The organism is Cupriavidus sp. 94F1 (genome assembly GCF_057798875.1).
In genome coordinates this window covers 57,615-77,561 of sequence record NZ_JBYOJT010000002.1, presented here as the reverse complement: position 1 = coordinate 77,561, position 19,947 = coordinate 57,615, and the positions used below count along the sequence as shown (strand labels likewise).

The 19,947-nt window shown below is 66.0% G+C and carries 17 protein-coding genes and 1 tRNA gene; 2 read left to right on the top strand and 16 right to left on the bottom strand.

Annotation, left to right across the window (positions count from 1 at the left end; genetic code table 11):
* Positions 1-4: 4 nt before the first annotated feature.
* A complete protein-coding gene (locus AC3FJ6_RS04410) occupies positions 5-406 on the top strand; it encodes an acyl-CoA thioesterase (RefSeq protein WP_101680068.1) in 402 nt (133 codons plus the stop codon).
* A gap of 113 nt (positions 407-519) precedes the next feature.
* Here the strand turns inward: AC3FJ6_RS04410 and AC3FJ6_RS04405 are convergent, their stop codons facing one another.
* From AC3FJ6_RS04405 to clsB, 7 genes are all read right to left on the bottom strand, one after another.
* Complete coding sequence (locus tag AC3FJ6_RS04405) at positions 520-1,296, bottom strand: enoyl-CoA hydratase (RefSeq protein ID WP_488770839.1); 777 nt, start codon at positions 1,294-1,296, stop codon at positions 520-522.
* A gap of 35 nt (positions 1,297-1,331) precedes the next feature.
* Positions 1,332-2,288, bottom strand: a complete 957-nt coding sequence (locus AC3FJ6_RS04400; RefSeq protein ID WP_488770838.1) for a DegV family protein — start codon at positions 2,286-2,288, stop codon at positions 1,332-1,334.
* 115 nt (positions 2,289-2,403) lie between these two features.
* Positions 2,404-3,603: an acetyl-CoA C-acyltransferase gene (locus tag AC3FJ6_RS04395; protein WP_488771348.1), complete on the bottom strand. Its 1,200-nt coding sequence runs from the start codon at positions 3,601-3,603 to the stop codon at positions 2,404-2,406.
* Between the two features lie 20 nt (positions 3,604-3,623).
* Positions 3,624-6,050, bottom strand: coding sequence for a 3-hydroxyacyl-CoA dehydrogenase NAD-binding domain-containing protein (locus AC3FJ6_RS04390; protein WP_488770837.1), 2,427 nt, complete (start codon positions 6,048-6,050; stop codon positions 3,624-3,626).
* Positions 6,051-6,151: 101 nt separating this feature from the next.
* Positions 6,152-7,939, bottom strand: a complete 1,788-nt coding sequence (locus tag AC3FJ6_RS04385; RefSeq protein WP_488770836.1) for an acyl-CoA dehydrogenase C-terminal domain-containing protein — start codon at positions 7,937-7,939, stop codon at positions 6,152-6,154.
* Between the two features lie 89 nt (positions 7,940-8,028).
* Positions 8,029-8,619: a TetR/AcrR family transcriptional regulator gene (locus AC3FJ6_RS04380; protein WP_092595388.1), complete on the bottom strand. Its 591-nt coding sequence runs from the start codon at positions 8,617-8,619 to the stop codon at positions 8,029-8,031.
* 397 nt (positions 8,620-9,016) lie between these two features.
* Positions 9,017-10,417 (bottom strand): cardiolipin synthase ClsB, encoded by a 1,401-nt coding sequence (gene clsB / locus AC3FJ6_RS04375; RefSeq protein ID WP_488770835.1) that lies wholly within the window; start codon positions 10,415-10,417, stop codon positions 9,017-9,019.
* A 93-nt stretch (positions 10,418-10,510) separates the two neighbouring features.
* Between clsB and mobB the strand changes: the two genes are divergently transcribed.
* The gene (mobB, locus tag AC3FJ6_RS04370) at positions 10,511-11,023 is read left to right on the top strand and encodes a molybdopterin-guanine dinucleotide biosynthesis protein B (RefSeq protein WP_488770834.1); all 513 of its coding nucleotides are present in this window, start codon (positions 10,511-10,513) and stop codon (positions 11,021-11,023) included.
* Positions 11,024-11,068: 45 nt separating this feature from the next.
* Here mobB and AC3FJ6_RS04365 read toward each other — a convergent pair whose 3' ends face one another.
* The 9 genes from AC3FJ6_RS04365 to ubiB form a co-directional block, all read right to left on the bottom strand.
* A complete protein-coding gene (locus AC3FJ6_RS04365) occupies positions 11,069-11,824 on the bottom strand; it encodes an endonuclease/exonuclease/phosphatase family protein (RefSeq protein ID WP_153946533.1) in 756 nt (251 codons plus the stop codon).
* On the bottom strand, positions 11,821-12,309 hold the full coding sequence (nudB, locus tag AC3FJ6_RS04360; RefSeq protein ID WP_488770833.1) for a dihydroneopterin triphosphate diphosphatase: 489 nt from the start codon (positions 12,307-12,309) through the stop codon (positions 11,821-11,823). The genes AC3FJ6_RS04365 and nudB overlap by 4 nt, the downstream gene beginning before the upstream one ends.
* 85 nt (positions 12,310-12,394) lie before the next feature.
* Complete coding sequence (locus tag AC3FJ6_RS04355; protein WP_488771347.1) at positions 12,395-13,360, bottom strand: hypothetical protein; 966 nt, start codon at positions 13,358-13,360, stop codon at positions 12,395-12,397.
* Positions 13,361-13,562: 202 nt separating this feature from the next.
* Positions 13,563-15,371 (bottom strand): aspartate--tRNA ligase, encoded by a 1,809-nt coding sequence (gene aspS, locus AC3FJ6_RS04350; RefSeq protein ID WP_092595400.1) that lies wholly within the window; start codon positions 15,369-15,371, stop codon positions 13,563-13,565.
* A gap of 48 nt (positions 15,372-15,419) precedes the next feature.
* A complete protein-coding gene (locus AC3FJ6_RS04345; RefSeq protein ID WP_488770832.1) occupies positions 15,420-16,115 on the bottom strand; it encodes a DUF502 domain-containing protein in 696 nt (231 codons plus the stop codon).
* A gap of 13 nt (positions 16,116-16,128) precedes the next feature.
* Positions 16,129-16,434 carry an FmdB family zinc ribbon protein gene (locus AC3FJ6_RS04340; RefSeq protein WP_488770831.1) on the bottom strand — a complete coding sequence of 102 codons (306 nt, stop codon included), beginning with the start codon at positions 16,432-16,434 and terminating at the stop codon, positions 16,129-16,131.
* Between the two features lie 194 nt (positions 16,435-16,628).
* Positions 16,629-17,396, bottom strand: a complete 768-nt coding sequence (locus tag AC3FJ6_RS04335) for a sodium:solute symporter family transporter (protein ID WP_488770830.1) — start codon at positions 17,394-17,396, stop codon at positions 16,629-16,631.
* Positions 17,397-17,402: 6 nt separating this feature from the next.
* A tRNA-Ser gene (locus AC3FJ6_RS04330) sits at positions 17,403-17,492 on the bottom strand.
* 853 nt (positions 17,493-18,345) lie between these two features.
* Positions 18,346-19,923 carry a ubiquinone biosynthesis regulatory protein kinase UbiB gene (ubiB, locus tag AC3FJ6_RS04325; protein WP_153946529.1) on the bottom strand — a complete coding sequence of 526 codons (1,578 nt, stop codon included), beginning with the start codon at positions 19,921-19,923 and terminating at the stop codon, positions 18,346-18,348.
* Positions 19,924-19,947: the final 24 nt, after the last annotated feature.

Sequence of the window (19,947 nt, the reverse complement as noted above, 5' to 3'; positions counted from 1 at the left end):
CCACATGTCCACTTCCGCCCCCCTCTCCGAACTGCCAGCCGGCAAGAACCCGGCCCTGCGTGTCGTGCCGATGCCCGCCGACGCCAACGTGCACGGCGACGTGTTCGGCGGCTGGATCATGGCCCAGGTGGACATCGCCGGGTCGATCCCGGCGGTGGAGCGCGCCCAGGGCCGCGTGGCCACGGTGGCGGTGAACTCGTTCCTGTTCAAGCACCCGGTGTTCGTCGGCGACCTGGTCAGTTTCTACGCGGATATCGTCAAGACGGGCCGCACCTCGATCACGGTGTCCGTGGAGGTCTACGCGCAACGGATGCGCCACAGCCACGAGATCGTCAAGGTGACGGAAGCCACGCTGACGTACGTGGCCACCGACGAAAGCCGGCAGCCGCGCGTGTTGCCGGCCTGATTGCTTGCCTGACATCGGTTTCTGCCTGCCGGTCGTGGCATGCTGAACCGGCTTTCCCTCTCGCCCGCCCCTCTCCCGCGAGCGGGAGAGGGGCGCAGACCCAGACAGCCGCCTCAGTCGAACTTCGAGAAATCCGGCTTGCGCTTCTCGAAGAACGCCGTGAACGCTTCCTTCGCTTCGGGCGCCACCAGCATGCGGCGGAACATCTCGCCTTCCTCGGCCATCTTCCTCTCGATGGTCGCCACATCATCCCCCTTCATCAGCCGCTTGGTCTCGCGCAGCGACGACGCCGGCAGCGCCGCCAGCTTCGCCGCCTGCTGGCGCACGTAGTCCGACAGCTCCGCCACGGGCAGCACCTTCGTCACCAGCCCGATCGCGAATGCTTCCTGCGCACTGAACGCTTCGCCCAGCAGCAGCTTCTCGGCGGCCCGCTGATAGCCCACCAGGCGCGGCAGCAGCAGGCTCGACGCCGCCTCCGGGCACAGGCCCAGTTGCGCGAACGGCAGCGACAGCTTGGCGGTGTCCGATGCGTAGACCAGATCGCAATGCAGCAGCAGCGTGGTGCCGATGCCCACCGCCGCGCCACTGACCGACGCCACCACGGGCTTGGTGGCATGGCTGATGGCGTGCAGGAACTGGAACACCGGCGGCTCGGCGCCGTCGCTGCCCTGCGTCGGCGGACGCTTCATGAAGTCCTCCAGGTCGTTGCCGGCCGTGAAGATTTCAGGCTTGCCCTCGATCACGATCACGCGCACAGCGTGATCGGATTCGGCGGCGCGCAACGCGTCGGCCATGGTCTGGTACATGGCGGCCGTAATGGCGTTCTTCTTGTCGATGCGATCGAAACCAATGGTCAGGATGCCCTGGTCGATGCGGGTGGCAATGCTCATGTCTTCCTCGTCTCGGTCGTGATGCAGACTGCCGCTCACACAAACGGTGGCGGCATGTCGGAAAGATAACTGAGGCCGAACGCGCCCGCGCCCACGTTGAGCGCGACGGTCAGGCTCATCGGCGCGAGCATCAGCTCCACGCCATACTTCGCGGCGGTCTCGGCCAGCGACTGCCATGCCGGCCACGATTCCACCTCGTCCAGATCGCCCGCATAGGCGGCGGCCACGGCGGGCGTCAGCAGGCACCTGGCCCGGATGCAGGCTTCCGCATGGCCCAGCAGGCGGCGCACGCCGTCGTCGGCGCCGCGCACCTTGGCAATCGCCTCGGTGTCACCCTGGTGCATGCGGATCACCGGGCGGATATTGAACGCGCTGCCCAGCATGTAGCGGCTCCAGGTGATGCTGTTCTCGCCCTTGTGCCTGGCGCGCGTGTACATGTACAGCAGTTCGTCGGGGATCAGGAACATGTGCGCGGCGTCGCGCAGACGGTTTTCCACGGCGTCCACCACTTCGGAGGCCTTCGCGCCATTGGCCAGCATGCGGGCCGCCTCGCGCACGATCAGCGCCTGGCCGGGGCCGATGGCGCCGGTGTCGATCACGGTCAGGTCGAACAGTCCGCTGCGCCCGGCGTCCTTGCGCAGCTTGAAGCTGCGGGCAACCGTGCCCACCACGGCGCCCGTGGCATTCGCGTAGAGCTTGCTGCGGCTGCTGGCGATGGTCAGCAGGATGGCGCGGTCGCAGCCAGCCACGACGTTCTTCAGCAGATGGTCTTCCAGCTCGCGTTCGAGCAGCGGGATCGATTCGGCATAGTGGTCCTGCTTGCCGACCAGGTACTGGTGATAGAGGTCCGGCAGCGCGGCCTCGTCGCGCGTATCGACCACGAAGCGGTCGCCGGCGCGGATGCGGAACGGGATGGTGCGGACGCCCAGCGCGTCCATCATCGAACGCGGCATGTCGCATGCCGCGTCGGCCAGAATGGCGGTCTCCTGCATATTGTTGTTCTCCTCCGGGTCAGTGCGTCAACGTGTTGGCATCTTCGTGTCCATACATTTCTTCATCTGATCGAAGGTTGGGACAGCCCTGCCCCGGGCTGTCCCTGCGGCGCGTTCAGACGCGCTCGAAGATTCCTGCGGCCCCCATGCCGGTGCCCACGCACATGGTGACCATGCCGTACTTCAGGTTGTGGCGACGCAGCGCATGCACCACGGTGGCCGAACGGATCGCACCGGTCGCGCCAAGCGGATGGCCCAGCGCAATGGCGCCGCCCATGCGGTTCACGCGGGCCGGATCGAGTTCCAGGTCGCGCATCACCGCCAGCGACTGCGCGGCGAACGCCTCGTTCAGCTCGATCCACTCGATCTGGTCCTGCGTCAGGCCGCCGGCCTTCAGCGCGGCCGGAATCGCGGCCTTCGGGCCGATCCCCATGATCTCCGGCGGCACGCCCCGCACCGCGAACGATACGAAACGGGCCAGCGGCACCAGGTTGAACTGCTTGAGGATCTTTTCCGAGACCAGAATCAGCGCGCCGGCGCCATCCGACGTCTGCGAGCTGTTGCCGGCCGTCACGCTGCCCTTGTTGGCGAACACCGGGCGCAGCTTGGCCAGGCCTTCCACCGACGTGTCCGGGCGCGGACCTTCGTCCAGCGAGATAGTACGCGTCTTGACGCTGACCTGGCCAGTGGCGAGGTCCGGAAACTTCTCGACTACCTCGATCGGGGTAATCTCGTCGTTGAATTCGCCAGCCTGCTGCGCGGCGATGGCCTTCTGGTGCGACGCCAGCGCGAACGCGTCCTGGTCTTCGCGGCTCACCTGCCATTGCGAGGCCACCTTCTCGGCGGTCAGGCCCATGCCGTAGGCAATGCCGACGTTCTCGTCGCGCGCGAAGATCGACGGCGACATCGACGGCGAGTTGCCCATCATCGGCACCATGCTCATCGATTCCACGCCGGCGGCAATCATTACGTCCGATTCGCCCACGCGGATGCGGTCGGCCGCCATCGCCACGGCCGACAGGCCCGAGGCGCAGAAGCGGTTCACCGTAATGCCGCCCACCGTATTGGGCAGGCCGGACAGCAGCGCGCCGATACGCGCCACGTTCAGGCCCTGCTGGGCTTCGGGAATGGCGCAGCCAACAATGGCGTCTTCGATCAGCGCCGGGTCCAGGCCCGGCACCTGGGCCACCGCGGCCTTCAGGATCGAGGCCAGCAGGTCGTCGGGGCGGGTGTTCTTGAATGCGCCCTTCGGGGCCTTGCCAATCGGCGAACGGGTAGCCGCAACGATGTAGGCGTCTTGCAGTTGTTTCATGATGTCGGTTCCTCGTTGGCGGATTAGTTGCGCACCGGCTTGCCCGTCTGCAGCATGCCCATGATGCGCTCCTGCGTCTTGCCGTTGCCCAGCAGGTCGATGAACGCCTTGCGTTCCAGCGCCAGCAGCCAGTCTTCGCTGACCAGCGAGCCCGCCTCCACGTCCCCGCCGCACACCACTTCGGCAATGCGCGACGCGATCAGGAAATCGTGCGCCGAGATGAAATTGCCATCGCGCATGTTGACGAGCGACGCCTGGATCGTGGCGATGCCCGAGCGGCCAGCCACCGGAATCAGCTGGCCCGGCAGCGGCGCGCGGTAGCCGGCATTGGCCAGCGCGCGCACTTCACCCTGCGCCACGTACAGCAGTTCGTGCACGTTGTAGACGATGGTGTCGGTCGGCTGCACGTAGCCCATCTTCTGCGCATCGAGTGCCGACGTCGACACCTTGGCCATCGCCGCCGCCTGGAAACGGCTGGTGACGAAGTTCAGGTAGTTCGTGCTGCCGGCAGCCTGCGCCGCCTTGGCTGCCGCAATCGCGGCTTCCTTCAGGCCGCCGCCGGCCGGCACCAGGCCCACGCCGACTTCGACCAGGCCCACGTAGCTTTCCATCGCCACCACGCGCTTGGCCGAATGCAGCATCAGTTCGCAGCCGCCGCCCAGCGCGATACCCGACACGGCCGGCACCACCGGCACCGCCGCGTATTTCACGCGCATCATCGTGTCCTGGAACTTCTTCACGAACGGCTCGATGCCCTTGGCGCCGCCCATCATGAAGGCCGGCATGGCGGCTTCCAGGTTGGCACCGGCCGAGAACGGACCGCCCGGCGCGCCCAGCTGCAGCGACGTCGGCTGCCAGACGACCAGGCCCTTGTACCCGGCTTCGGCCAGGTCCACGGCGCGCACGATGGTGTCGAGCACGTCCGGGCCAATCGTGTTCATCTTGCTCTTGAACGAGATGACCAGCACATCGTCGGCCCCTTCGCTGGTCCAGATGCGCGCACCGTCGTTCTCTTCGATGGTCTTGCCGGCGCGGCGCGGATCTGCCGCGTCGGTGCCCTTGATGGCGGCACGGAACACCTGGCGCTCGTACACCGGCAGCGCGGCACGCTTGACGAAGCTGCTGGTCGCCGGCGACCAAGAGCCCTGTGCCGTATGCACGCCGCCGTTGTCGGCCACCGGGCCTTGCAGCACCCAGGCCGGCAGCGGCACGTTGGCCAGCGCCTTGCCTGCGTCGATGTCTTCCTTGACCCACTGCGCCACCTGCGTCCAGCCGGCGGCCTGCCAGTCCTCGAACGGACCCGAGTTCCAGCCGAAGCCCCAGCGAATCGCCAGGTCGATGTCGGCAGCCGAACCGGCGATCTGCTCCAGATAGACGCCGATGTAGTGGAACACGTCGCGGAACACGGCCCACAGGAACTGTGCCTGCGGGTTGGTCGATTCGCGCAGCAGCCTGATGCGCTCGGCCGGGTCCTTCTTGAGCATGCGCACGACGATCTCGTCGGCCTTCTTGCCCGAATCCACGTACTGGCCGGTCTTGGCGTCCAGCACCTTGATGGCCTTGCCTTCCTTCTTGTAGAAGCCCGCGCCGGTCTTCTGGCCCAGCGCGCCGGCATCCACCAGGCCCTTGAGCACGGCCGGCGTCTTGTAGACGGCCGCGAACGGGTCGCCGCCCAGGCCGTCCTGCATGGTCTTGATCACGTGGGCCATCGTGTCCAGGCCCACCACGTCGGCGGTGCGGAACGTGGCCGACTTGGCGCGGCCCAGCTTGGTGCCGGTCAGGTCATCGACGATATCGAACGGAATGCCGTACTTTTCGGCTTCGGCAAACACGGCCAGGATCGAGAAGATCCCCACGCGGTTGGCGATGAAGTTCGGCGTGTCCTTGGCACGCACCACGCCCTTGCCGAGCGTGGTGGTCAGGAAGGCCTCCAGGCGGTCCAGGATCTCGGGCTTCGTGGTGGCGGTCGGGATCAGTTCCACCAGGTGCATGTAGCGCGGCGGATTGAAGAAGTGCACGCCGCAGAAGCGCGCCTTCAGGTCGGCGTCGAAGCCGTCGGACAGCGACGTGATCGACAAGCCCGAGGTATTCGTCGCGAAGATCGCGTTCGGCGCCAGGTGCGGCGCCACCATCTTGTAGAGATCGTGCTTCCAGTCCATGCGTTCGGCGATCGCCTCGATCACCACGTCGCATTCCTTGAGCAGTTCCAGATTGTCCTCGTAGTTGGCCGCGCGGATCAGGCCGGCTTCGTCCTTGATGCCCAGCGGCGCCGGCGACAGCTTCTTGAGGTTTTCGATGGCACGCATGGCGATGCCGTTCTTGGGGCCTTCCTTGGCCGGCAGGTCGAACAGCACCACCGGCACGCGGGCGTTGACCAGGTGGGCGGCAATCTGCGCCCCCATGACGCCGGCACCGAGCACGGCGACTTTCTTGACGATGAAATTGGACATGCGCGCTCCTAGAGTCGTGAGCGTTTGAGGAGAGAGAAATTCAGTGCTGTCTGGGTCGGCTCCGCCTCTCCCGCCTTGCGGGAGAGGGGAGCCACCCCCGATCAGAACAGATCGGCGTCCAGCGCCATCAGCGTGGCCGAACCGGCGCGCGCCTTGCGGATCTCGGCGGCGGTTTCGGGCAGCAGCTTGGCAAAGTAGAAGCGCGCCGTGGCCAGCTTGCTGACGTAGAACTTGTCGCCGCTGTCCTGCTTCTCCAGCGCGATCTTGGCCATGCGGGCCCAGAAGTACGAGAACACCAGGTGGCCCACCACGCGCAGGTACGGCACGGCGGCGGCGCCCACCTCGTCGGGGTTGCCCATCGCCTTCATGCCGATTTCCATCGTGAGCTTCTGCACCTTGTCGCCGATGTCGGCCAGCGGGTTCACGAATTCCTGCATGGCTTCGTTGGTGCCCTCTTCCTCGACGAACTGCTGCACGATCTTGCCGAAGGCCTTCAGCTTGGCGCCCATGTCGCCCAGGATCTTGCGGCCCAGCAGGTCCAGCGACTGGATCGTGTTGGTGCCTTCGTAGATCATGTTGATGCGCGCGTCGCGCACGTACTGCTCCATGCCCCATTCGGCGATGTAGCCGTGGCCGCCGAACACCTGCATGCCCTCGTTGGTCGACGTGAACGCGTTGTCGGTCAGGAAGGCCTTGATCACCGGCGTCAGCAGCGCCACCAGGTCGGCGGCTTCCTTGCGCACGGACGCGTCGGGGTGTGACAGTTCGCGGTCGATCTGCAGCGCGGTCCAGTAGCTGAACGCGCGGCCGCCTTCGGCGTAGGCCTTCTGCGTGAGCAGCATGCGGCGCACGTCCGGATGGACGATGATCGGGTCGGCCGCCTTCTCGGGCGCCTTCGGGCCGGTCAGCGCGCGCATCTGCAGGCGGTCCTTGGCGTAGGCCAGCGAGTTCTGGTAGGCCACTTCGGTCAGGCCCAGGCCTTGCGCGCCCACACCGAGGCGGGCCGCGTTCATCATCACGAACATGGCGTTGAGGCCCTTGTTGGCCTCGCCCACCAGCCAGCCGCGCGCGCCGTCCAGGTTCATCACGCAGGTGGCGTTGCCGTGGATGCCCATCTTGTGCTCGATCGAGCCGCACTTGATGCCGTTGCGCTCGCCCGGGTTGCCGTTGGCGTCCGGGATGAACTTCGGTACGACGAACAGCGAGATGCCCTTGGTGCCTTGCGGGGCGTCCGGCAGGCGCGCCAGCACCAGGTGGATGATGTTCTCGGCCAGGTCGTGCTCGCCGGCCGAGATGAAGATCTTGGTGCCCGTGATGGCGTACGAGCCGTCGCCCTGCGGTTCGGCCTTCGAGCGCAGGATGCCCAGGTCGGTGCCGCAGTGGGGCTCGGTCAGGCACATCGTGCCCGTCCACACGCCCGACACCAGCTTGGGCAGGTAGGTCTGCTTCAGTTCCGGCGTGCCGTGCGCGTGCAGCGCCTCGTAGGCGCCGTGCGACAGGCCCGGGTACATCGTCCATGCCTGGCCGGCCGAGTTCAGCATCTCGTACAGCGCGTTGTTGACCACGATCGGCAGGCCCTGGCCGCCGAATTCGGGGTCGCAGGCCAGCGCGGGCCAGCCGGCCTCGACATACTGCTGGTAGGCTTCCTTGAAGCCCTTGGGTGCGCGCACCACGCCGTCGCCGACGTAGGTGCAGCCTTCGCGGTCGCCGGGCTGGTTCAGCGGAAACACCACGTCCGCGCAGAACTTGCCGGCTTCTTCGATCACCTGGTTGATGGTGTCCGCGTCGATGTCCGCGTGTTGCGGCATCGCCTTGAGTTCGGCTTCTGCGCCGAGCAGTTCGTGGAGCACGAACTGCATGTCGCGCAACGGTGCGGTGTACTGGCCCATCAAAGACTCCTTGGAGGTTTGCCCGGTGCCGCCACACGCGCATGCCGCACGCCCTGGAGGGGACGCGTGCGACCGTTGCCGGGGGCGGCTCAGGTACGGTAAGACTGAATCAGTTTGTTGAGCGCGACCATGGCAAGTTCGGCACTGTCCGGCAGGCGCAGAAATCGGGCGTCATGATGCAAGCCTAGTTCAAGGCTGTACATCTCGAACAGCATCAGGCGCGGATCGCAATCCGCGCGCAGGTGCCCCTCCTCCTTGGCCTGGTCGATGGCACGCAACAGCGCGGCCCGCCAGATCGTGACGCTCTTGACCAGCTCGTCACGCACCGGGCTTTCCGCGCGGTCGTCGTACTCGACCGCACCGCTGATGTAGATGCAACCCGTGGTCACTTCCTGGATGCGCTTTTCCATCCAGCGCCGCACCATCGACCACAGGCGAGGCAGACCGCGCGGCTCCTGCAGCGAGGGGTAGAACACCTCCTGCTCGAACCGCCGGTGATACTCGCGCACCACTTCCACCTGCAGGTCTTCGCGCGAACCGAAATGCGCGAACACGCCGCTCTTGCTCATCTGCATGCGTTCCGCGAGCAGGCCGATGGTCAGACCTTCCAGCCCGTCGCGGGACGACAGTTCCAGTGCGGCATCGAGAATCGCCACGCGCGTCATCTCACCCTTTCGCAAGGGCGTGGGCGCGGCGGCGGATTCAAGACGAACTGACTGGTGTCGCATGGTTTTCTCTCCGTTCTCTGCAGCATCCCGCGGATGCTGTTTCCTGGCTTGACGCTGCTTTCGGCAGGCGCCGCGACAGCAAACCGCCATCGCAAATGCACGAAGTCTAAGCCAAAAAAGAACGGTCGTTCAGATTATTCTGGCGGGGCCGACTGGCATCAAGTATTTAATTAGACCCGTGTTTCTAAACAGGCGGCCCCGATGGGGCCGGCCGCGGCGTCCATTCGGCGCATTGCAGCAACGGCTTAAAAACCGCACCGAATCGCGGCCTGCGCGCAACGGGGTATGGCAGCACTGCGGCAAGGCACCATGTTACCGTGTGGCGCCGCGTCGGCGCCTCGTCGGCGTCTCAGTAGCGGCCCGTCACGCCCGCGATGACGACGCCGAGACGCAACACGTAGTAGGCCGCCCAATTGGCAAAGCGCCGCAAACGCGGCAGCCGGGCATGCACCTCGGGCATCACCCGCGCGCTGCGCTGGACCATGGCGCGCTCCAGCCGGAGCCGCAGCGTATTGGCGAATGCGGCGTCATAGACCGCCACATTCGCCTCGCGTGCCAGCAGCAGGCTGAACGGGTCCATATTGCTCGACCCCACCGTGGCCCAGGTATCGTCCACCACCGCCACCTTGGCGTGCAGGAAGCTTTCCTCGTACTCATAGATCTCGACGCCGGCCTCCAGCAGCCGCGCGTAGAGCGCGTGGGTGGCGTAGTGCTGGAGCCGGTATTCGACCATGCCCTGCAGCAGCAGCCGCACCCGCACGCCGCGCTCGCGGCAGGCCAGCAGCGCGCGCCGCATCTTGTGGCCGGGCAGGAAGTAGGCGTTGGCCAGGATGACGTCGCGGCGCGCCGAGCCCAGCGCGTACAGGTATTCGCGTTCGATGGTGCGGCGATTGCGCAGGTTGTCGCGCAGCAGCAAGGCGGCCGGCACCCCATCAGGCTGGACGTCATTGCGCGCCTGCCGCGCGCCGCGCGTCAGCGCCTCCACTTCGGCAAACGCGTTCGCCGTTTCACGCAGGCCGCGCCGTTGTGCGATGCGGAACCAGAGCCGGGCCGATGCCAGCGCGATCTGCGCCACCAGCGGACCGCGCACGCGTACGGCGAAGTCGTATCGCGGCCCCAGTTCCGGCAGGTCGATCGGCCCGTGGTTATGGTCGTCGATGATATTGATGCCGCCGACGAACGCCACCTTGCCGTCGATCACGGCGATCTTGCGATGGAGCCGCCGCAGGTGGCGCCGCGCAAACTTGAATCCGCGCAGCGGCCGGTAAATTTCCACATTGACGCCGCCGGCACGCAGGCGATCCAGCAGCGCGGCGGGCATGTCGCCGGCGCCAAACCCGTCCACCACCAGCCGCACATCGACGCCACGCCGGGCGGCCGCGATCAGCGCATCGCCCACGCGCGCGCCCACGGCATCGTCGGCGTAGATATAGGTCTCCACCACCACGTGCCCCTGCGCCGCATCGATGGCGGCGATCAGCGCCGGAAAGAACTCCTGGCCGTTACGGAGGAGATCGACGAGATTGCCCGGCACCGGGCTGCCCCGGCGGCGCACCCAGCGCATCAGCCGGGCCCTGGCATGGGCCCCGGCGCTGCGCAACTCGTGGACGGGCCCGCTCGGGCCAGTCCCGGGCGTCGGCGGCGCGGCGGCGTCCACTGGCGCCGGGCGCCCGTCGGGTGCCTGGGTCACCTCGGGCACCTCGGGGGTCCGGGGCAATTCGGGTTCGGCGCGATCGTAAGTCCGTGACATGGCTCGATTATCGGGCAACGGGCGGCTCCTGCACATGGCCCGGCCGAACTCTGCTATTGTCAGGCCATTGTGACGCCCAACAGGGAAAGCATTGTGAAGGTATTCGGTATCGCCGGTTCTTCGGGCAGCGGCAAGACGACGCTGCTGGACCAGTTGATCCCCCGCTTCGTGGCCGGCGGCCTGCGCGTCGCCGGCATCAAGCACACGCACCACGGTTTCGATCCGGACACGCCTGGCAAGGATTCGTGGCGCATGCGCCAGGGTGGTTGCGAGAACGTCGTGCTGGTGGGCGCCCGCCACCTGACGCTGATGCGCCACTATCCGGAAGACAAGCCGTCCCCGGAAATCGGCGAAGCCCTGGCCGTGCTGCCGCCCGACACCGACCTGGTCATGGTCGAGGGCTACAAATGGAGCGATTTCCCCAAGCTGGAAATCTATCGTCCGGCCAACGGCAAGGCGCCGCTCTGGACCGAAGTGCCGGGCGTGGTGGCGGTGGCCACCGATGCAATGGAACAGGTAACCGGACAGACGACGCTGCCGGTGATCGACCTGGCCGACGCGGACGCCATCTACCGCTGGATCCGCGACTACCTGGCTTCGCACTGACGCCAGATTCAGCGGGGGTACCGGCCCCTGCGCTGTCTTTCCGCCTTACGCTTCCGGGATCGCCACGCGATGCGCCAGCTCGGCCATCAGCGGCACATGATCCGATCGCTGCGCCCACTCACGGCCAGTCAGCGCCTGCGTGCGTTCGATATCGAAGCCGCGCACGTAGATGCGGTCGAGCTGCCACCACGGCATATGGCTCGGAAAGGTATGAATGCGTCCGTTCTTGGCGTGGGCCGATTCCACGGCATTCAGCGTGTTGCAGATGCGGGTATCGAGCTTGTGGTTCCAGTCGTTGAAGTCGCCCGCGATCACCAGCGGCGCGTGGTCGGGCACCACTGATCGCACCCGGTCCACCAGCGCACTGGCCTGCCGCACCCGGCTGCGCGCGAACAGCCCGAAATGCACGCAGATCAGATGCGCCTCCACGCCGTGGATGTCCGCCACGGCGTGCAGCAGCCCGCGCTGTTCGAAGCGATGATCCGAAATATCAAGATTTTCCGACATCAGGATCGGATGCCGCGACAGGATCGCGTTGCCGTGGTGCCCGTGTTCGTACACGGCGTTGCGCCCGTAGACCGAATGTGGATAGGCGTCGGTGGCCAGGTAGTTAAGCTGGGTGTGATCGGGGTCGAACAGTTCGGCGGCGATCAGGCGGTCATTGCGATCCTGCACTTCCTGCAGGAACACGATATCGGCGTCCATCGACTGCAGGCCCGTGCGCACGCTCTGGATGCGCGGCTTGCCCGAAAACCCCTTCACACCCTTGTGGATGTTGTAGGTCACGACGCGAAGTTTCATCGCGCCTCTCCACGTACGGCCCCGGCTTCCACGCCCTGCGCCCCGGCCATACGCCAGGCCAGCTGGCGCACCGCCTCCGCGTTGCTGCTGGAAAAACAGCGTTCGGCGGCTGCCTGCCATGACAGCCACTCGAACCGCAGGTGTTCACGCGGCGCCAGCGTCACAGGCAGCGGCTCCGGTACACACAGGCCGAACCAGTGCTCGGTATTGCGGGTGACGCCGGGCGCATAGCGATGACGCCACTGGGGGTAGATTTCGTAGTCGATCGTATGCCGCCAGTCGGTCAACTGGTAGTGGCTGGCCACGATGCCGGTTTCCTCGGCAACTTCGCGGGCGGCGGTCGCCATCAGCGGCTCGTCGACGGCATCGAGGCTGCCCGTCACCGATTGCCAGAAGCCTGGCCGGTCGGCACGCTCGATCAACAGGACTTGCAGGTCTGGCGTATGAATGACGACCAGTACCGATTCGGGGATCTTGTAGCGCATGGGGCGGTGAAAGCAACAGAACCCAAGCATAGCGCAGCGGCGCCCCCTTCGGCGTCATCCGCTGTCTGAATACCGCGATGTGGAATCACGCGACGGTCTGCTCGCCCGCCGCCCTCGGCGTCAGGTAGTGCGCGCCGGGCACAGGGCTGGCCACGCCGTCCGGCCCCGTGCCGGGCATGCTGCCCAGCCAGGTATCGAAGACCTCGGGCGAATCGCCGTGCCCCCAGGCGGCGCGCAGTTGCTGCATCAGCGGCGCCAGCGCCTGGGTATAACGCTGGGACGCCACATGGGCATGTTCGGCCAGCGCATCGGTGCTTTCACGCACCTGGGCGGCCAGATCCGCGCGTTCCTGGCCGATTTCCTTCTCGCGCATGCCGAGCTGGTTGTATTTCTGGATCAGGAACCGCTGGTAATCCCCCGCCTCCACCCCTTGCGCGGCCTGGGCATTGACCTGTTCGAAGCGCAGCACGATGCTGGCCGTTTCCTGCTCGACATGGGCGGCCTCGGCGTTCACCTGCTGCAGGGCTTCCTGCAGGCGGAGGGCCTCGCGCCGATGGGTCTGCAGGCGCGTCGCTTCGTCGTCAAACGTACGCTGGGCGGTCAGGTAGGCCTGCACCACGGGTTGCGGCGCCACCACGAGCAGCGGGTCGGCGCCCCCGGCACGCCGGCCCGACAGCAACGCGTCCTCGGCCAGCCGCAGGTTGCCGACATCCTCCAGCCAACGACCGCGGGCCATCACGGTAGCCACGGTGTCCAGCGCCAGCTTGCGCAGGGCGTCGGCACGCTGCGCGGCCACGGGGCCTTCGCCCTGCACGGGCTGGGCGTAGTCGGAGAGCGGCTGCGCGCTCTGCACGGCATGCGCGATATCGGGCACGCAGGCCGCCACGGTGGTCGCCACCGATTCCGACATGGCCTGGGCCGACTTGCGCACTGCGCGGCGCAGCTCGAAGCGCGCCAGCAGCATCATGAGCAGCCCGGCCACCAGCCAGGTCAGGATGGTTTCCGCATGGGCCAGCACGAAGGCCCGGATCGTTTCCGTATCGAGTTGCAGCATCTGGTTTGTCCTCCCACGTCACGACCGGCCTTTCGGGTGGGCCGGCTTCGCGCGCATCAGGCAGAAAGACATCATCCGTGGTGCCTTCGTTCCGAGTGGTAACAAATGGAAACGCATCCTTGCGCCGAAAACAAAAAAGCCGCGCGGGTGCGCGGCTTTTCGTACCGGAACCGGAATGATCCGGTCTCGGGTCGGGCGATCAGGCAGTCGTCTTCGGCTCTTGCGCGCGCAGGCGGATATGCAGTTCGCGCAGTTGCTTCTCGTCGACCGAGCTCGGGGCCTGCGTCAGCAGATCCTGGGCGCGTTGCGTCTTCGGGAAGGCGATCACGTCGCGGATCGAATCGGCACCGGCCATCATCGTCACGATGCGGTCCAGGCCGAAGGCCAGGCCGCCGTGCGGCGGCGCACCATATTGCAGCGCGTCGAGCAGGTAGCCGAACTTGGCACGGGCTTCCTCGTCGCCGATCTTCAGCGCGCGGAACACCTTGCTCTGCACGTCCTCGCGGTAGATACGGACCGAGCCGCCGCCCATTTCCCAGCCGTTCAGCACCATGTCGTAGGCCTTGGCGATGCACTTGCCCGGGTCGGTTTCCAGGTACTGCAGGTGCTCGTCCTTGGGGCTCGTGAACGGATGGTGCATGGCCACCCAGCGGGCATCTTCCTCGTCGTACTCGAACATCGGGAAGTCGATCACCCACAGCGGCTTCCAGGTGTCCTCGAACAGGCCGGTGCTCTTGCCGAATTCCGAATGGCCGATCTTCAGGCGCAGCGCGCCGATGGCGTCGTTGACCACCTTGGCCTTGTCGGCCCCGAAGAAGATGATGTCGCCGTCCTTGGCTTCGGTGCGCTTCAGGATTTCGGCAATCGATGCGTCGTGCAGGTTCTTCACGATCGGCGACTGCAGGCCATCACGGCCCTTGGCCACTTCGTTGACCTTGATCCAGGCCAGGCCCTTGGCGCCGTAGATCGCCACGAACTGGGTGTAGGCATCGATCTCGCCGCGCGAGATGGCGCTGCCGCCCGGCACGCGCAGGCCCACCACACGACCGTTGTCGCTGTTGGCCGGGCCCGAGAACACCTTGAAATCGACGTCCTTCATGACGTCGGTCAACTCGGTAAATTCCAGCTTGACGCGCAGGTCGGGCTTGTCCGAGCCAAAGCGGGCCATGGCTTCGCGGAATTCCATCACCGGGAACTTGGAGACCAGGTCCACGTCGATGGCGTTCTTGAACACGGTGCGCATCATGTCCTCGAACAGGTCACGGATCTCCTGTTCGGTCAGGAACGACGTTTCGCAGTCGATCTGGGTGAATTCGGGCTGGCGGTCGGCGCGCAGGTCCTCGTCACGGAAGCACTTGGTGATCTGGTAGTAGCGGTCGAAGCCCGAGACCATCAGCATCTGCTTGAAGATCTGCGGCGACTGCGGCAGCGCGAAGAAGTGGCCCGGGTTCACGCGCGACGGCACCAGGTAGTCGCGGGCGCCTTCGGGCGTGCTCTTGCCCAGCATCGGGGTCTCGATGTCGATGAAACCCTGTGCATCCAGGTACTTGCGCACTTCCATGGCCACCTTGTAGCGCAGGCGCAGGTTGTATTGCATCTGCGGACGGCGCAGGTCCAGCACGCGGTGCGTGAGGCGCGTGGTTTCCGACAGGTTGTCGTCGTCCAGCTGGAACGGCGGCGTGACCGACGGGTTCAGCACGGTCAGCTCGTGGCACAGCACCTCGATCTTGCCCGAGGTCAGGTTGCTGTTCTCGGTACCGGCCGGACGCGGGCGCACCTTGCCGACCACGCGGATGCAGAATTCGTTGCGGATCTCTTCCGCGGCCTTGAACATCTCCGGACGGTCCGGATCGCACACCACCTGCACCAGGCCTTCACGGTCGCGCAGATCGACGAAGATCACGCCGCCATGGTCGCGACGGCGCTGCACCCAGCCCGTCAGGGCCACTTCCTGGCCGGTCAGTTGTTCGGTCACCAGACCGCAGTAATGTGTACGCATGGAAGACATAGGAGAAAGTCCCTGTAATGCACGGCCGCCAGGCAGCCGCGCGCAAATTCAGTTGGTATGGGTGTCGGCGACTTCGTCGGCAACCAGCGCGCCGTCGTCCGCGCGGGCATCGCCGCCGGCGCGGCGCGGCAGTTCGGTCGGCGCCACCACGCCCATCGACACGATGTACTTCAGCGCCGCGTCAACGGTCATGTCGAGCTCGATGGTGTCTGCCTTCGGCATCATCAGGAAGAAGCCCGACGTGGGGTTCGGCGTCGTCGGCACGTACACGCTGACGTATTCGCCCTGCAGGTGATTTTGCACGTCGCCGCCCGGACGTCCAGTCAGAAACGCAATCGTCCATGACCCTTCGCGCGGATACTGCACCAGCAGCGCCTTGCGGAACGCGTTGCCGGACGACGACAGCAGCGTGTCCGACACCTGCTTCACGCTGGTATAGATCGGCCCCACCACCGGGATATGGCCCAGCAACGCTTCCCACCAGCGCACCAGGCGCTGGCCAATGAAGTTGTGCGCCAGCACGCCCACCAGCAGGATGAACAGCAGGGTCAGGATGGCGCCCAGCCCCGGGATGCGGCGCCCGAAGATGTTCTCGGGCTGCCACGCCAGCGGCAGCAGCGCCATGCTCTGGTCCATCGTGCCGATGATCAGGTTGAGCACCCACAGCGTGATGCCCAGCGGCACGAGCACGAGCAGACCGGTCAGGAACCAGGTCTTGATGGCGGACGTTTTCTTGGTAGCCACGGCTTGCCGGCGCTCAGTTGCTGCCGGCGGCCGGCGTGGCCGGTGCCGCAGGCGCGGCAGCCGGGGCGGCCGGCGCGGCATCGGCTGCCGGCGAACCGGCCGGGGCGCTGGCCGGGGCGCTGGTGCCGCCGCTGCCGCCACGGAAATCCGTCACGTACCAGCCCGAGCCCTTGAGCTGGAAGCCGGCTGCGGTTAGCTGTTTCTTGAAGGTCTCCGCGGTGCCGCAGGATGGGCAGTCCGTAAGCGGGGCATCGCTCATCTTCTGCAGCACATCGCGCCCGTGGCCGCAGGCGTCGCAACGGTAGGCATAGATCGGCATGGTTCTTTCGTGGAATCTGAAACGTAAAGCAGGTAAGTGGCTGCGCCCCGTCGGATCGACAAGGGCCTGCGCACGAAAATACCCGCGCGGCGGTGCAAAGCCGTTGATTATAAACCGTCGGCGGGGCGTCTACGGGCAGGAAATGCGGGCTTTCGGGGGCGTAATCGTCACGATATCGCCCCGGCGCTTAAAAGTTAAGCAATATGCACTTCGCGGACCGGCGGCCGGTCGCTGATCCATTGCGGCAGCAGCGAGCCGAACACCATGCCGCCAATCGAGCACAGCAGGCCCACCATCTGCGGCGGCACGGTAGCGTCGGCAAACGCCACCTCGCAGGTGAGCCACGAACTCAGGCCCAGCACGATGGCCAGCAGGCCGCCCTGGCGCGTGGCCGGCTTCCAGAACAGGCCGAACGCCAGCGGCACGAACGCCGACACCAGCGTCACCTTGTAGGCGTTTTCCACCATGTGGAAAATCGACAGGTGCGAATTCAGCGCGAACAACGTCACCAGCGTGGTGAAGACCAGCACCACCGCCTGCATCACGCGCAGGAACTGCTTGTCGCTCAAATGGCGGAAATACGGGCGCAGGATGTTCTCCGCGAACGTCACGGACGGCGCCAGCAGCGTGGCCGACGCGCAGCTCTTGATGGCGGACAGCAGCGCGCCGAAGAACATCACCTGCGCGAACATCGGCGCGTGGTTCAGGATCAGTTGCGGCAGGATCAGCTGCGAATCCGCATGGATGTACTTCTCGACCATCTGCGGGTCGATCAGCGTGGCCGAATAGGCCAGGAACATCGGGATGAAGGCAAAGAAGAAGTACAGCACGCCGCCCAGGACCGACGCGCGGCCGGCGATCTGTTCGGTTTTCGACGAGGTCACGCGCTGGAACACGTCCTGCTGCGGGATCGATCCGAGCATCATGGTGAACAGCGCCGCCGCAAACCCGATGATCTGCACCAGATCCAGCGACGGCAGGAACTCGAACTTGCCCGCCGCCGCCGCGTGCGACACCACGGCCGTCACGCCGCCGGCCTGGCCGCTGACCTCGTAGCCGATATAGAGCATGCCGACCACGATGATGATCATCTGGATGAAGTCGGTCACCGCCACCGACCACATACCGCCGAACAGCGTATAGACCAGCACGCTGGCCGCGCCGATCATCATCCCGGCTTCCTGCGACAGCGCGCCGTCCGACACGGTATAGAACACCAGGCCCAGCGCCTTGATCTGCGCCGCCACCCAGCCCAGGTACGACACGACGATGCACAGCGTGGTCAGCACTTCGGCCAGCCGGCCGTAGCGGTTGTGATAGTAGTCGCCGATGGTCAGCAGGTTCATCCGGTACAGCGGCCGGGCGAAGAACAGACCGACGAGGATCAGGCAGAGCGACGAGCCGAAGGGGTCGGACACCACCCCCGACAGGCCTTCCTTCAGGAAGACCGCCGGGATGCCGAGCACGGTTTCAGAGCCGAACCATGTGGCAAACACCGTGGCGGTGACGATGTAGAACGGCAGGCTGCGGCCCGCGACGGCGAAGTCGGCGGTGCCCTTGACGCGCAGTGCCGCCCACAGGCCGATGCCGACCGAGATAACCCAATAGATGATGACGAACCAGATCAGCATGCCGCTGCCCTATCCCAAATAGCCAGAAATGCCCTGGTGGCGAAAAACCGAATGCCGGCCGGATGCCTTGGAACATGCCAGGCTGACTCCGCCCGGAGTCCAATTCATCGGTCGGGGCCGCTGGCGCCCGGGAGGGGGCATAGGCGGTCGTAGCCGAATCAAAACGCGGATTATAGCGACGCAGACCCCCCGGAATGAAAAAAATTCCCCGGGGCGCGGTCAAATCCCCACACTCGCACCGGCACGGTGCAGCGTGGGGCGCACGGCATCTGGCGCAGCCTTACCAGTAGCCCGCCCAGGCCAGCGCCTGGACGATCACGATGCCCGCCAGGAAGCCGCCCATCAGCATCAGCGCGGTGGAAAGCCGGCGGTTGGTACGGCGCTGCTCGTGCACCAGCTGGGTCAGCAGGCGCTCCTGCTCGCCGTTGTTCAGCAGCGCACGGCGCTCCAGGAACTGGTGCGCCAGCCGGGGGAAGTCGGGCAGCATCTTGGCCCATTGCGGCGCCTCGACCTTGACGCGCTCCCAGGCGCCCTGCCAGCCGACCTGCTCGTACATCCAGCGTTCCAGGAACGGCTTCGCGGTCTTCCAGAGGTCCAGATCGGGGTCCAGCTGGCGGCCCAGGCCTTCGATATTGAGCAGCGTCTTCTGCAGCAGCACCAGCTGTGGCTGGATTTCGACGTTGAACCGGCGTGACGTCTGGAACAGGCGCATCAGCACCATGCCCAGCGAGATTTCGCGCAGCGGCTTGTCGAAATACGGCTCGCAGCAGGCGCGCACCGCCGATTCCAGTTCCTCGACGCGTGTCTCCGGCGGCACCCAGCCCGACTCCACGTGCAGCAGTGCCACCCGGTGGTAGTCGCGGCGGAAGAAGGCAATGAAGTTCTGCGCCAGGTAGTTCTTGTCGAACTCGGACAGCGCGCCAACGATGCCGAAGTCCAGCGCGATATACCGGCCGAAGGTCTCCGGCTGCACCGACACCAGGATGTTGCCCGGGTGCATGTCGGCATGGAAGAAACCGTCGCGGAACACCTGCGTGAAGAAGATCTCCACGCCTTCCTCGGCCAGCTTGTGCATGTCGACGCCGGCCGCCTTCAGCGATTCGGTGCGCGAGATCGGGATGCCGTGCATCCGCTCCATCGTGAAGACGGTGCTGGTACACCAGTCCCAGTACACCTCGGGCACGCACAGCAGGTCGCTGTCGGCAAAGTTGCGGCGCAGCTGGCTGGCGTTGGCCGCCTCGATCATCAGGTCCAGTTCGTCGTGCAGGTACTTGTCGAACTCGGCCACCACCTCGCGCGGCTTCAGGCGGCGGCCGTCGACCCACACGCGCTCCAGCCACGTGGCCATGTCGCGCATCAGCGCCAGGTCGCTGTCGATCACGGGCAGCATGCCGGGGCGCAGCACCTTCACGGCCACCTCGCGGCCATGGTTCGGGCCGCCGCGCAGCGTGGCGAAGTGAACCTGCGCAATCGACGCGCTGGCCACTGGCTGGTGCTCGAAGTTCTCGTACAGCTGCGCCAGCGGCCGGCCCAGCGACTTCTCGATGATCTTCACGGCCACCGCCGAATCGAACGGCGGCACCTGGTCCTGCAGCTTGGCCAGTTCGTCGGCGATATCGGGCGGCATCAGGTCGCGCCGGGTAGACAGCACCTGGCCGAACTTGACGAAAATCGGCCCCAGGGTCGTCAGCGCCAGGCGCAGGCGCTCGCCGCGCGGCTGTTCGAGCTTGCGGCCGATAGTGATCACGCGCACCAGGAACTTGATGCGCCGACTCTTGAAGCCGGACAGCACAAGCTCGTCGAGCCCGTAGTACAGGATGACGAAAATAATCTTGCAGAGACGCAGCAGGCGGGTCATGCGGGGATTTTCAAAAGACGGCGC

What these genes read in the sequence shown, in the direction of transcription:
- AC3FJ6_RS04385 (WP_488770836.1), bottom strand. Translation starts at nt 7,939, where the DNA reads ATGGGCCAGTACACCGCACCGTTGCGCGACATGCAGTTCGTGCTCCAC.
- AC3FJ6_RS04365 (WP_153946533.1), bottom strand. Translation starts at nt 11,824, where the DNA reads ATGAAACTTCGCGTCGTGACCTACAACATCCACAAGGGTGTGAAGGGG.
- AC3FJ6_RS04400 (WP_488770838.1), bottom strand. Translation starts at nt 2,288, where the DNA reads ATGCAGGAGACCGCCATTCTGGCCGACGCGGCATGCGACATGCCGCGT.
- ubiB (WP_153946529.1), bottom strand. Translation starts at nt 19,923, where the DNA reads ATGACCCGCCTGCTGCGTCTCTGCAAGATTATTTTCGTCATCCTGTAC.
- aspS (WP_092595400.1), bottom strand. Translation starts at nt 15,371, where the DNA reads ATGTCTTCCATGCGTACACATTACTGCGGTCTGGTGACCGAACAACTG.
- AC3FJ6_RS04390 (WP_488770837.1), bottom strand. Translation starts at nt 6,050, where the DNA reads ATGTCCAATTTCATCGTCAAGAAAGTCGCCGTGCTCGGTGCCGGCGTC.
- AC3FJ6_RS04405 (WP_488770839.1), bottom strand. Translation starts at nt 1,296, where the DNA reads ATGAGCATTGCCACCCGCATCGACCAGGGCATCCTGACCATTGGTTTC.
- nudB (WP_488770833.1), bottom strand. Translation starts at nt 12,309, where the DNA reads ATGCGCTACAAGATCCCCGAATCGGTACTGGTCGTCATTCATACGCCA.
- AC3FJ6_RS04340 (WP_488770831.1), bottom strand. Translation starts at nt 16,434, where the DNA reads ATGCCGATCTATGCCTACCGTTGCGACGCCTGCGGCCACGGGCGCGAT.
- AC3FJ6_RS04410 (WP_101680068.1), top strand. Translation starts at nt 5, where the DNA reads ATGTCCACTTCCGCCCCCCTCTCCGAACTGCCAGCCGGCAAGAACCCG.
- clsB (WP_488770835.1), bottom strand. Translation starts at nt 10,417, where the DNA reads ATGTCACGGACTTACGATCGCGCCGAACCCGAATTGCCCCGGACCCCC.